At 74.9% G+C, this 12,629-nt stretch carries 10 protein-coding genes; 5 read left to right on the top strand and 5 right to left on the bottom strand.

What is annotated here, in order from left to right; translation table 11 throughout:
• Positions 1-14 precede the first annotated feature (14 nt).
• A complete protein-coding gene (locus ABD268_RS07265; protein ID WP_344149572.1) occupies positions 15-422 on the top strand; it encodes a YchJ family protein in 408 nt (135 codons plus the stop codon).
• Between the two features lie 82 nt (positions 423-504).
• On the top strand, positions 505-945 hold the full coding sequence (locus tag ABD268_RS07270) for a CBS domain-containing protein (RefSeq protein ID WP_344149574.1): 441 nt from the start codon (positions 505-507) through the stop codon (positions 943-945).
• A gap of 7 nt (positions 946-952) precedes the next feature.
• Here ABD268_RS07270 and ABD268_RS07275 read toward each other — a convergent pair whose 3' ends face one another.
• Positions 953-1,876 (bottom strand): universal stress protein, encoded by a 924-nt coding sequence (locus ABD268_RS07275; RefSeq protein ID WP_344149576.1) that lies wholly within the window; start codon positions 1,874-1,876, stop codon positions 953-955.
• A 203-nt stretch (positions 1,877-2,079) separates the two neighbouring features.
• Here ABD268_RS07275 and ABD268_RS07280 point away from each other — a divergent pair, with 203 nt between their 5' ends.
• Positions 2,080-2,520, top strand: coding sequence for a pyridoxamine 5'-phosphate oxidase family protein (locus ABD268_RS07280; protein WP_344149578.1), 441 nt, complete (start codon positions 2,080-2,082; stop codon positions 2,518-2,520).
• A 22-nt stretch (positions 2,521-2,542) separates the two neighbouring features.
• Here ABD268_RS07280 and ABD268_RS07285 read toward each other — a convergent pair whose 3' ends face one another.
• Entirely contained in the window at positions 2,543-3,148 is a 606-nt protein-coding gene (locus tag ABD268_RS07285) for a CBS domain-containing protein (protein WP_344149580.1), read from the bottom strand.
• 135 nt (positions 3,149-3,283) lie between these two features.
• Here ABD268_RS07285 and ABD268_RS07290 point away from each other — a divergent pair, with 135 nt between their 5' ends.
• The gene (locus tag ABD268_RS07290) at positions 3,284-6,007 is read left to right on the top strand and encodes a bifunctional acetate--CoA ligase family protein/GNAT family N-acetyltransferase (protein WP_344149582.1); all 2,724 of its coding nucleotides are present in this window, start codon (positions 3,284-3,286) and stop codon (positions 6,005-6,007) included.
• Positions 6,004-7,629 (top strand): GAF domain-containing sensor histidine kinase, encoded by a 1,626-nt coding sequence (locus tag ABD268_RS07295; protein ID WP_344149584.1) that lies wholly within the window; start codon positions 6,004-6,006, stop codon positions 7,627-7,629. Before ABD268_RS07290 ends, ABD268_RS07295 begins: the two co-directional genes overlap by 4 nt.
• A gap of 214 nt (positions 7,630-7,843) precedes the next feature.
• Here the strand turns inward: ABD268_RS07295 and ABD268_RS07300 are convergent, their stop codons facing one another.
• From ABD268_RS07300 to cydD, 3 genes are all read right to left on the bottom strand, one after another.
• The gene (locus ABD268_RS07300; protein ID WP_344149586.1) at positions 7,844-8,452 is read right to left on the bottom strand and encodes a hypothetical protein; all 609 of its coding nucleotides are present in this window, start codon (positions 8,450-8,452) and stop codon (positions 7,844-7,846) included.
• Positions 8,453-8,573: 121 nt separating this feature from the next.
• Positions 8,574-9,236: a response regulator gene (locus ABD268_RS07305; RefSeq protein ID WP_344149588.1), complete on the bottom strand. Its 663-nt coding sequence runs from the start codon at positions 9,234-9,236 to the stop codon at positions 8,574-8,576.
• Between the two features lie 11 nt (positions 9,237-9,247).
• A complete protein-coding gene (cydD, locus tag ABD268_RS07310) occupies positions 9,248-12,601 on the bottom strand; it encodes a thiol reductant ABC exporter subunit CydD (protein WP_344149590.1) in 3,354 nt (1,117 codons plus the stop codon).
• Positions 12,602-12,629: the final 28 nt, after the last annotated feature.

Consider the following 12,629-nt stretch of genomic DNA (forward strand, 5'->3'; position numbering starts at 1 on the left):
GTTACGGTGCGCAGGTGGCCGGCCGACCCCAGCAGCGACTCCAGCAGCCCTGCCCCTGCGGCAGCGGCACCACGTACGACGCGTGCTGCGGTCGCCTGCACCGCGGCGCCGCGCAGGCGCTGACGGCCGAGGAGCTGATGCGGTCGCGCTACTCCGCCTACGCGGTCGGCGACCTCGACCACGTCTTCCGCACCTGGCACCCGCACACCCGACCCGAGCAGCTCACCGCCGACCCGGGCACGACCTGGACCCGCCTCGAGGTCCTCGGCACGACGGACGGTGGGCCCGACGACCAGCTGGGCGAGGTCGAGTTCGGCGCGTACTACGAGACCCGGGCCGGGGCCGGGGTCCTCCGCGAGCGGAGCCGCTTCGAGAGGCGGGCGGGACGCTGGGTGTACGTCGACGGCGTGGTCCACGGCTGAGCCCGCGAGCGGGGTGCGGGACGACAGACGCAGGTGACCTTGTCCTCTGACGCGCGGGCCGATCCGCGTCCACGCTGTGCCTGTGATCGAGCAGCTGCACGGCCGGGCCGAGCCGGGCACGACCGAGACCCTGGTCGCGGACATCATGTCCCGCCGCATCGTGGCGATCCGCTCCGACGCTGACCTGTCGGTCGCGCTCGACACGTTCCTGCGCACCTCGCTGCGCCACCTCGTCGTCGTGGACCCCGACCGCACCTGTCGCGGGCTGCTGTCCGCCGAGCACGTCCTCGCCTCGCTGGGCACCACCCGGCGCGGCCGCCACGTCGGCGACCACGTCCCGGCCGAGCAGCCCCGGGTGCACCACGCGGCGCCGGTCCGTCAGGCGGCCGAGCTGATGATCTTCGAGCTGGTGGACGCGCTGCCGGTCGTCGACGACGACGGCCGCGTGGTCGGCGTGGTGACCTGGTCCGACATCGTGGCGATGGTGGCCGGTCAGCACCTGCGCGGCGACGTCCGGCCCTGAGCCTCGGTCAGGCGTTCGACTCCTCGGGCTCGGGGACGACGGCCACGACGCACGAGGCGTGCTCGAGCACCGTCGACGCCACGGACCCGTAGACGATGCCCGAGACGGCGCCCACGTGGTGGAAGCCCACCACCACCATGTCCATCTGGCCGGAGGCGCGCACCAGACGGTCGTCGGCCAGCCCCCGGACCAGCTCGGTGCGCACGTGCACGTCGGGGAACTTCTCGGTCATCCCGCTCACCGACTCCGCGAGCAGCAGCCGCTGGTCGTCGTACCCCTCGGCCTGGTCGGGGATCACGTGCGCCCCCGTCGTCGCCCCGTGGGCGTCCCAGAAGCAGTGCATCACCGTGAGCGGCAGCCGTCGCAGCGACGCCTGGCGATAGGCGAACTCGAGCGTCGGCCTGGACCGCTCGGTGCCGTCGGCACCCACCAGCACCCCGCGGCGTACGACGCCCGGGTGGTGGGGTCGCAGGATGACCACCGGGCAGGAGGCGTGCCGGGACACCCCGACGCTCACCGACCCGAGCACCAGGCTGCGGACCGGGCCGCGGCCCCGCGAGCCCAGCACGATCATCGCGGCGTCGTGCGAGAGCTCCAGCAGCGCCTCGCGCGGGTCGACGAGCCGCAGCACCTCGTGCACGACGAGCTGGGGGGCCTTGCCGAAGGCCCGGTCGCGCGCGGCGTCGAGCAGCGCCTGCCCCTCGTTGCGCATCGCGTCCAGGATGTCGCGCTGGTTGACCCCGGCCTGGTCGAGCCAGGCCGTCCCGCTGGTGCCGAGCGGCCCGAGGGCGTGCACGAGGGTCAGCGGCCGGTGCTCCAGCGCCGCCTCCTCGATCGCCCAGTCGAGGGCCTGCTCGGCGGACTTCGACCCGTCCACACCGACGACGACGGTCCCGGCCGGGACCCCGGCGTCGTGGGTGGTGCCTTCCATGGCCGTCACGCTCCGTTCGGTCCGTCCCTCGCCCCGGGGACGCTGCACAGGGCCGGTCGTCCGGCCGCCTCCACGCTCGCCCACCGGGGGTACGACGGGCAGGGCGCAACGGGCCGCCACGAGGGGACCATCGACCCTGACCGCTCGTCCGGGCGCACCGGAACGATGGCGGTACAAGGGGGACCGGACGGAAGGACTTCTCCGTGCAGGACATCACCGAGCTCGACCGTGACGAGTGCGAGCGACTGCTCCGCGCCGGCGTCGCCGGGCGGATCGCGATCGCCACGCCCACCGGACCGCACATCATCCCGGTGAACTACTCGGTCGTGGACGACTCGATCGTGGTGCGCACCTCGCCGTACAGCCTGTTGGGCAGCTACGGCCGGGACACGACGCTGGCCTTCGAGGTCGACCAGCTCGACTACGAGAACCAGCGCGGCTGGAGTGTCGTCGCACGCGGGCGGGGCGAGTTCGTCACCGACGTGGACGAGCTGGACCACATCCGCGAGGTCTGGTCGCCCCGGCCGTGGGCCGGCGGCTCGCGCACGCTCTACCTGCGGCTGCGCTGGAACGAGATGTCCGGCCGCCGGGTCGGCGCCGGGTGGGACGCCCTGAGCACGATGCCGGCCCGCCGGTCCGTCTGAGCCCGGGCCAGGACGGTCCGGGTCAGGACCGCCGCGCGGGCCGCCGGCCGAAGCGGACGCCCACGACGCCCTGCACGGTGCTGACCAGCACGCGGACCATCTCCTGCTGGTGCTGCTCGCCGGGGCCGTCCAGCACGACCACGCCGTCGAAGACCTCGACGTCGGCCTCCACCCCGGCCGAGCGCAGCAGCTCGTCGACCTCCGCCTCGATCCGCTGGTCGCTGCGGGCCAGCACCGCGACGATGTCGCGCCGGCTGACCACGCCCACGACGACACCGCCCTCGACCACCGGCAGGCTCTTGACGGCGGTGCCGGTCATCAGCTCGGCCGCGGCCGCGAGGTCGCCGTCGGTGCGCACGCTCAGCGGGAAGTGGCTCATCACGTCGGAGACCTGGGTGCCGAACACACCGGACGCGAGCTGCACCGGCCGTTCGTGCGCCCGCGGGTCCGGCATGACGGTGTCCCGGATGAGGTCCGCCTCGCTCACCACGCCGACCAGCGCGCCCCGCTCGTCGACGACCGGCATCGCCGTGATGCCGTGCTCGGTGAGCAGCCGGGCGGCCTCCTTGACCGTTGCGTCGGGACGCACGGTCACGGCTGGGCTCGTCATCAGCTCGCGCACCAGCATCGGTCCTCCAGGATCCGGTTCCGCACTTGGCTCCAGCACACTCCGCAGGCCCCTGGCCGGGCAGGGCCCGACGGCCTTGGGCCCGGGGCACAACGACCCTGTGGACGGTTCCCCCCTTCGCGGAGGGTGGGCCGCATGATCGCGATCCCTGCGTCCGCTGAGACGCGCGTGCGCACGAGCGGCCTGCCCGCCGCCGACGTGCTGCTCGCCGACGGCACGGTCGCGGTCATCCGTGAGATGCGGCCCGACGACCGCCCCGGTCTGGAGGCGCTGCACGAGTCGGTGTCGGCCGCCAGCCTGCGGCTGCGGTTCTTCGCGACCAGCCGCCGGGCGGGGCTCGACTACGTGGCGCACCTCTTCGAGGGTGGCGGCGCGACGACGATGGCCAGCCTGGTGGCGACGGTGCACGGTCGCATCGTTGCCCTCGCCACCGCCGAGCGGGTGGGCCCCGACGTGGCCGAGGTGGCCTTCCTCGTGGCCGACTCGCTGCGCGGCCGTGGCGTCGGCAGCCTGCTGCTGGAGCACCTCGCGGCCGCCGCGCGGGACCAGGGCGTACGCCGCTTCGTGGCCGAGGTGCTGGCCGAGAACAGCCCGATGCTGCACGTCTTCCTGGACGCCGGGTTCGAGATCACTCGGCACACGGAGGAGGGCACCGTCCACGTGGAGATGGGCACCACGGCATCGGCCCGCGCCGTGGCCGCGGCCGACGAGCGGGAGTTCCGCTCGGAGGCCCGCTCGCTCGCCCCGCTGCTCTACCCCCGGACCGTCGCCGTCACCGGGGCCCGGCGCAACGGCACCGGCGTCGGCGCGGCGGTGCTCCACTCGATCCGCGAGGGCGGCTTCACCGGCGAGCTGTGCGTGGTGCACCCGGAGGCGGACGCGGTCGACGGCGTGACGGCGTACCCGCGCCTGGCGGACGTGCCCGGGCACCTCGACCTCGTGGTCGTCGCCGTGCCCGCCGACCGGGTGCTCGACACCATCCGCGACGCCGCGGCCGCCGGCGCCTCCTCGGCAGTGGTCATCTCCTCGGGCTTCGACGAGATGGGCGGCGCGGGCCACGAGATGCAGCGGGAGATGCTCCGGGTCGCCCGCGACCACAGCATGCGGCTGGTGGGCCCCAACTGCCTGGGCCTGATGTCCAACCACCCGGACGTACGGCTCAACGCGACGTTCAGCCCGGCCGTGCCACCGCCCGGCGGCCTCGCGATCGCCTCCCAGTCCGGCGGCGTGGGCATCGCGATGATCGACGTCGCCCGCGAGCTGGGCCTGGGCGTCGGCTGCTTCGTGTCCCTCGGCAACAAGGCCGACGTCTCGGGCAACGACCTGCTCGCCGCGTGGCGGGACGACCCCCGCGTCAGCGCGGCGGCGCTCTACCTCGAGTCCTTCGGCAACGCACCCAAGTTCGCCCGGGTGGCGCGTCGGTTCGCGGAGCGCAAGCCGCTGCTGGCGGTGGTGGGCGGCCGCTCCACGGGCGGGCGACGGGCGGGCGCCTCGCACACGGCCGCCGCCACCACCCCCGGGGTGGGCGTCGACGCGCTGTTCGCGCAGGCCGGGGTGATCGGCTGCCGCAGCGCCGAGGAGATGGCCGACGCCGCGCTGCTGCTGGCCGAGCAGGACCTGCCCCTCGGGCCGAGGCTGGCGATCGTCAGCAACGCCGGGGGTTTCGGCGTCCTCACCGCCGACGAGGCGGACGGCTGCGGACTCGTCGTGCCGGAGCTCTCGCCCGCCCTCCGCGACCGGATCTCGCAGCACGTGACCGGCACCGCGGGCACCAGCAACCCGGTGGACGCGGGCGCCGGGGCCTCCGACGAGGACGTCGCCGCCATCACCGAGGCGCTGCTCTCCTCCGAGGAGGTGGACGCGCTGGTCGTGGTCCTGGTCCGCACCAACGTCACCGACCCGGCGCCGGTGCTCGAGGCGCTGGCGAGGTGCCGCGCGGCGCACCCGGCCAAGCCGATGCTGCTGGTCCCGATGGGCGGCGTGGACGCGCCGCGCGCCGCGCTGCCCGGCATCACGGTGCTGCGCTCGGCGAGTGCGGCGGTGCGCGCGCTCGGACGCGTCAGTGCGTACGCCGCGTGGTTGCGCGTCCCGCACGAGGAGCCCGACGCGACCGACGAGGAGGTCGCGGTGCGGGCGCGTCGGCGCGCCGAAGAGCTGGTCGCGCAGACCGAGCCCGAGGGTGGCTGGCTGGACGTCGAGCAGGTCTCCGACCTGTTCGGCCCCTACGGCCTGCTGCCGGTCGGCACCCTCGTGCACAGCCCGCTGGCGGCCTCCTCGGCGGCCACCCGGCTCGGGTTCCCGGTGGCGGTCAAGGTCGCCGACCCGCGGGTGGTCCACAAGACCGACCGGGGGCTGGTCCGGGTGGGCCTGCAGTCGGGCATGGAGGTGCTCGCCGCGGCCCGCGCGTTCGAGGAGGAGCTCGGCCACGACGACGTACCGGTGCTCGTCCAGCCGGTCGTCCCCGGCGTCGAGGTGGCACTCGGGGTGGTGCGGGACCCGGGCTTCGGACCGATGGTGATGGTCGCCGCGGGCGGAGTCGCGACCGACCTGTGGAACGACCGCGCCTTCCTCGTGCCCCCGGTGAGCCGGGCCGACGCGGGCCGCGCCCTGCGCTCGCTGCGCATCTGGCCGCTGCTGGAGGGCTACCGGGGCGCCCCCCGCGGCGACGTCGAGGCACTGGCCCGCCTGGTGGAGGCGTTGGGCGCCCTGGCGACCGACGTGCCCCAGCTCGCCGAGCTCGACCTCAACCCGGTCGTCGTCACGCCTGACGGGTGCGTGCTGGTCGACATCAAGGCCCGCCTGGCCATCGGCCTCCCCCTCAACGCCGGCATCCCACGACAGCTCCGGAGTCCCCGATGACCGCCCACATCGGCATCGCCAGCGACGCCTCCATGCGCCAGAATGCTGCCGTGACGACCGAGCCGGATCCGGCACTGCCGGGGCCTGCCCAGGCCTTGCTGGAAGCCGTGATGGCGATCTCCTCGGACCTCGACCTGCATGCGGTCCTGGCCCGGATCGTCCGTTCCGCGACCGAGCTCACCGGCGCGAGGTACGGCGCGCTGGGGGTGATCGGTCCCGACGGCGAGAACCTGGTGGACTTCGTGACCACCGGGATGAGCCCGCGCCAGCGTGAGCTGATCGGCGACCTCCCCCGTGGCCACGGCATCCTCGGGCTGCTGATCGAGCACCCCGAGGCGATCCGGCTCGAGGACCTCTCGGCGCACCCCAGCTCCTACGGCTTCCCCCCGAACCATCCCCCGATGACGACGTTCCTCGGGGTGCCGGTCCGGATCCGCGGCACCGTCTTCGGCAACCTGTACCTGACCGAGAAGGCCGGCGGCACGGCGTTCACGGCGCAGGACGAGCTGCTGGTGCGCGGCCTGGCCACGGCCGCCGGCTTCGTCATCGAGAACGCCCGCGCCTACGGGCTCAGCGAGCGCCGACGCCAGTGGCTCGAGGCGTCGGCGGAGCTCGCCGACGCGCTGCAGCCGCCCATCGAGGTCGAGACCGCGCTGCAGCTCATCACCCAGACCGTCCGGACGGTGTCCAGGGCCGTCGCCGCGGCGGTGGTCAGCTTCGACGACGGCTCCGCGCGGATCGTCTCCGCCCTCCCCGTGGATGCCGCGCGGGTGACCGGCGCGCTGGACAGCGTCACAGCCACCATGCGGCGTACCCCCATCGAGGAGGTCGTCGAGCTGCGGACCAGCGGGCTGAACGCCGTCACGATCCCGCTGCGGGCCCACCTGGCCGAGCGCGGGTGCCTGGTCGCGCTGTTCGAGCGGGACCTCGCCCCGCACGACTACGAGGAGCGCGAGCTGCTGGTCTCCTTCGCCGACCAGGCCGCACTGGCGCTGGACCGGGTCGCGGCCTTCGCCGACCGGGAGGAGCTCGCCGTCATCTCCGACCGCGAGCGGATCGCCCGCGACCTGCACGACACCGTGATCCAGCGGCTCTTCGCCACCGGGCTGCAGCTGCAGGGCACCGCGATGCTCGCCCCCTCCCCCGAGGTGGTGGGGCGGCTGGAGCAGGCCGTCGCCGACCTGGACCTCACCATCCGCGACATCCGCGGGACCATCTTCGAGCTCCAGCACCGGCCGGCCGGCTCGCTGCGCACCGAGGTCCACGCGATCGTCCGCGAGTACGTGCCGGAGCTCGGCTTCACCCCTGCCGTGCGGATGAGCGGCCCCGTCGACACCCGGGTGTCGGAGTCCGTGCGCGACCACCTGCTGCCGGTCCTTCGCGAGGCGGTCTCGAACGTCGCCCGCCACGCCATGGCCCATCACGCGGCCGTCGAGCTGTACGCCGTCGACCACGAGCTCCGGCTGGTCGTCAGCGACGACGGCGCCGGCCTGCCCGAGAACGCCGCCGAGAGCGGCCTCGACGACGCCCGCCGTCGCGCCTCGGCCCTCGGCGGCAGCCTCGACGTGGCCCCGCACCAGCCCCGCGGCACCAGGTTCGTCTGGTCCGTGCCGCTGGGCTGACCGGCCCCGCTCGCGCCCGGACGTCATCCGAAGCGGTCGCTGCGACAACGGCGTCGGATGACGTCCGCCGGGACGTCGTACGTCCTGGCTGTGGGGGCGACCCGGGCGTATGACGTCCCGGCCGCGAGGTCGCGCCGCGGGACGAGCCCCGAGACAGGCCGACGGCCACCCGCGTCCGCGTGCAGGTGGCCGTGGCTGTCCGGGGGTCAACGGATCACTGCAGGACCCGGTACTTCCTCACGACCGACGTGGACGTCCACCAGCGGCCCAGGCCCCAGGTGTTGCCGGCGTTGAGCAGGGCCAGCACCACGAGGCTGATCGCGCCGAGGATGTGGTCGTCGATGACCGGGTTGTTCTCCGGGGGCAGGACGACGGTCCACATCAAGAGGTACATCGCCGCACCGGCGGCGGCACCGATCCGCATCCCGGCACCGAAGGTCATCGTCACCCCGACGCCGAGCAGGCCGAGCATGAACAGCCAGTCAGCCCAAGCGGCGCCCGCGATGGAGTGGTAGAAGCTGTCGAACGGACCGTCGGCGCCGAACTTCAGGAAGCCCTCGGTGGGGCTGCCGCCGTTGATCCAGGCGGCGTCGCCGAAGCGGTCGACGTTCCCCTCCGGATCCACGCCGGTGGCGTAGCCGAGGGCGAGCAGCTTGTCGAAGAAGGCCCACAGGAACGTGAGGCCGAAGGCGATCCGGAGCGTCGCGACCGCCCGGCGCGCCGCGGCGGCCTGACGGGGCCCGATGGCCTCGTCGACCGGTGCGGAGGCCGGCCGGTGGGCCGTTGCGGTGCCGGTCTCCCGGCGGTGGTGGATGACGCTCATGGCCGTGCCTCCCCGTTGGTGGGTTGCTTCCACCCCGAGGATCTCGGTCCGCGGGCACCCGGGTCAGGGCGCTTGGTCCCCCGCGTCTCAGTCCATGGTCATCGGCGCAGGGGACCTCGGACTAACGCGAGTCGCCGGTGGGGTCGAGCAGCTTGGCGGCCAGCACGGCAGCCTGGGTACGCCGCTCGAGGCCCAGCTTGGCGAGGATGCTGGAGACGTAGTTCTTGACGGTCTTCTCCGCGAGGTACATCCGCTCGCCGATCTGGCGGTTGGTGAGCCCCTCGGCGATGTAGCCGAGCAGCTTCAGCTCCTGGTCGGTGAGCTCGGCCAGCTCGGGTGCGGTGGCCGGGCCGTTGCGGACCCGTTCCAGCACCCGCGAGGTGAGCGTCGGGTCGATCAGCGAGTGGCCACCGGCCACGTGCCGCACGGCGCTGATCAGGTCCGAGGCCTTGATCTCCTTGAGCACGTAGCCCGCGGCGCCGGCCATGATCGCGGCGAAGAGCGCCTCGTCGTCGTCGTACGACGTGAGGATCAGCGCGTTGATCGACGGGTCGACCGCCCGGACCGACCGGCAGACCTCGATGCCCGAGCCGTCGGGGAGCCGGGCGTCGAGCACCGCGACGTGCGGCCGCAGGGCGGGGATGCGGTGGGTGGCGTCCTCGGCCGAGCCGGACTCGCCGACCACCTCGATGTCGCCGGCCGCCTCGAGCAGGAAGCGCAGGCCCTGCCGGACGACCTCGTGGTCGTCAAGGAGGTACACGCGGATGGGGCTGGTCTCGGTCACTTCTTCATTGTCTACGTCCACGGGCCACCTGTCCTCAGTCTTCCGGGAAGAGCCCAGGGCGAGCCCCCGCACTCCGTGATGTCCAGGACCCGGTCGACCAGGTCCAGCCCGACAGTGCCATGAGTGACCCACAGCACGCTACGGGCACGCCCACGCGGCTCGTCGAGCACCTGCCGGGCGATCTGCTCGGCCGTCGCGTGGTCGAGGTGAGCCGTGGGCTCGTCGAGCACCAGGACCGGCGGATCGGCGAGCAGCGACCGGGCCAGCCCGATCCGGGCCCGTTCCCCGCCCGAGACCTGCGCGTTGCCGTCGCCCAGCCAGGTGTCGAGGCCGTCGGGCAGCTCGTCCAGCCACGGTCCCAGGCGCGCGTGCCGCAGCGCCGCCTCGACGTCGTGGTCGTGCGCCTCGGGCCTGGCCAGCCGGACGTTCTCGACCAGGGTCGTCGCGAAGACGTGCGGGTCGTCGTCGACCAGCCCGACGAGCCGGCGTACCTCGTCCAGCGCGAGGCTGCGCACCGGCACCCCGCCCAGCGCGACCCGGCCCTCCCAGGGGTCGACGAAGCGGAGCATCAGGGCCGCCAGGGTGCTCTTGCCCGACCCGGAGGGCCCGACCACCGCGACCCGCTCGCCCTCGGCGAGGGTCAGTGACAGGTCCCGCAGCGCGGCGGTGCCGTCCCAGCCGGCGACGACACCGCTCACGTCGACGGCGTGGCCGGGCATCGCCGGCAGCGGCTCGGTCGGGTCGGCGACCGCCGGGGCCGTCGACTCGAGCCCGCGCAGCCGCCGCTCGGCGGCCCCCGTGCGGGCCGCGAGCGCGCCCGCGTCGGCCAGCGGCAGCGCGACGTCGCCGAGGGCCAGCGGCAGCAGCACGAGCAGCGCCAGCACGGGACCGGTGACCGTGCCGCTCGCGGCCGCCGGCGCAGCGAGCAGCGCGGCCGCCGCCACGCCCACCCCGACGGCCAGCAGGGCCACGGCCCGCGCGCCGGCCAGCCACATGGTCGCCCGGACCGTGGCCCCGGTCCAGCGGCTGCTCTCCGCGAGGACCCGGTCGGTGGCGGCGTCCTCCGCCTGCCACATCGCCAGCTCGGGCGCGACCTGCGTGACCTCGACGACCCGCTCGCTCAGGGCCGCGCGGCTCGCGACCGAGGTGCGTTCGGCCCGGGCGGCGCCGGCGCGCGCGAGGAGGTACGCCGCGCCCCCGGCGATCAGGCAGGTGGCGGCGACGACCGCACCCACGACGGGCAGCAGCACCGCGGCGACGACCGCGGCGGCCACGGCCACCAGCGCGAAGCCCCTCACCGGCATCCGCACCCGCAGCTCACGGTCCACGACGCTGTCGACGTCGTCGACCACCGAGGCGAGCAGGTCTCCCCGGCGCCGCCCCAGCCGGCCCGGAGTCAGCGGGACGACGGCGTCGTACACCTGGACCCGGCGCTCGGCGAGCAGCCGCAGCGCGACGTCGTGGGAGCGGAGCCGCTCGACGTAGCGCAGCACCGGACGGGCGAGGCCGAAGGTGCGCACGGCCACCACCGCGACCAGCAGCGTCAGCACCGGCGGGTGGGTCGAGGCCTGGACGATGAGCCAGCCCGCGGTCGCGGTCAGGGCCACCCCCGCCGCCGAGGCCAGCGCGCCCACGACCGTGCTGGCGAGCAGCCCGCGCCGGGTGGCGGCCGGGGCCGGAGGCTCTGACGTCGTCGCGCGCGGGGGCACGGGCCGGTCCGGGACGTCCGGCAGGGCCGGGGCGGCCCCGCGGCGCGACCTCGGCGGCGCCATCACCAGGACCTGGTCGGCCAGCTCCACCAGCGCCGGGCGGTGGGTCACCACGACGACGCCGCTGGTCCGGCCGAGGTCGACCACCGCGTCGGCGATGATCTGCTCGGTCAGCTCGTCGAGGTGGGCGCTCGGCTCGTCCAGCAGCACCCAGGGACGCTCGGCCAGCACCACCCGGGCCAGCGCCAGGCGCGCCCGCTCCCCCGCCGAGAGGGTGACGCCGTCCTCACCGACCGGCTCGTCGAGCCCGCCCGGCAGCGCGCGGACCCGCTCCTCGAGCGCCACCTTGCGCAGCGCCGCCCACAACCGCTCGTCCTCGATGTCGGGCGCGGCCAGCCGCAGGTTGTCGGCGATGCTGCCGGCGACGAAGACCGGTCGCTGCGGCAGCCAGGCCACGCGGTGCCGCCAGGCCGGACCGCCGACCGGGTGGCCGCCGGCCGTGACCGAGCCCTGCGTCGGGGGCACCAGACCGGCGAGGACCGAGAGCAGCGTGGTCTTCCCGCAGCCCGAGCGGCCGGTCAGCAGGGTCACGCCCCGCTCCGGGAAGGTGGCGCTGAACCCGGACAGCGCGGGCACGTCCCGCCCGGGGTGGACCACCGTCACCCCGGAGACCCGCAGGTCGCCGGACGCGGCGGCGCCGGCGTCGGCGGGGGCCAGCCCGACCAGGGCGTTGACGGCCTCGAAGGTGGCGACCCCCTCGGCGGAGGCGTGGAACTCCGCCCCCACCCGGCGCAGCGGCCAGTACGCCTCCGGGGCGAGCAGCAGCACGAGCAGCGCGGTCTCGAGCTCGAGGTCTCCGGCGGCGAGGCGCAGCCCCACCACCACCGCGACCAGCGCCACGGACAGGGTCGCCACCAGCTCGAGGACCGCCGAGGAGGCGAAGGCGAGCCGGAGCGTGTCCAGCGTCGCGCGCCGGTAGCGGTCGGTGACCTCGCGGATCGTCGCCGACTGGGCCCGGGCCCGGCGGAAGGCGACCAGGGTCGGCAACCCCCGCATCACGTCGACGAAGTGCCCCGAGAGCGCGGCCAGCTGCCGCCACTGCGTCGCCGCCCGGTCCCGGGTCGCGAGGCCGACGAGGGCGCCGAAGACCGGCACGAGCGGCAGGGTGCAGGCCACGATGAGGGCGCTCAGCAGGTCCTGGGTGGCGATCGTGACCACGGTCAGCGCCGGCAGGAATCCGGCCAGTGCCAGCGCCGGCAGGTAGCGGGTCAGGTAGGGCTCGGCGGCGCTCACGCCGCGGGTCGCCAGCACGGCCACCTCGCCGGACGAGCGGGTCCCGGCCGCACCGGCGAGCACCGCACGCACCAGGCGCCGGCGCAGGTCGGTCCCGACCCTGGCGGCGGCCCGCGCGGCGAGCACGTCCACGGCCCAGCCGACGAGCGCCCGGGCGGCGAGGACGGCCACCACCGCGGTGGCCCACCGCCCCACGCGGGCGTCGTCGAGCGGGGTGGCCAGCGCGGCGACGACGAGGCCGGTGACCACCCAGGCCTGCGCGATCACCAGCACACTACCGACGGCGCCGCCGGCCACGACGCCGGCCAGGGGGCGGCGTGCGCACCTCAGCTGCCGGCGTACCCGCGGGTCACTGGGTCTCATGGGTGGGGCCTCATGGGCGGGCGCTCAC

This window comes from Nocardioides koreensis, assembly GCF_039531775.1.
Lineage (GTDB): Bacteria > Actinomycetota > Actinomycetes > Propionibacteriales > Nocardioidaceae > Nocardioides > Nocardioides koreensis.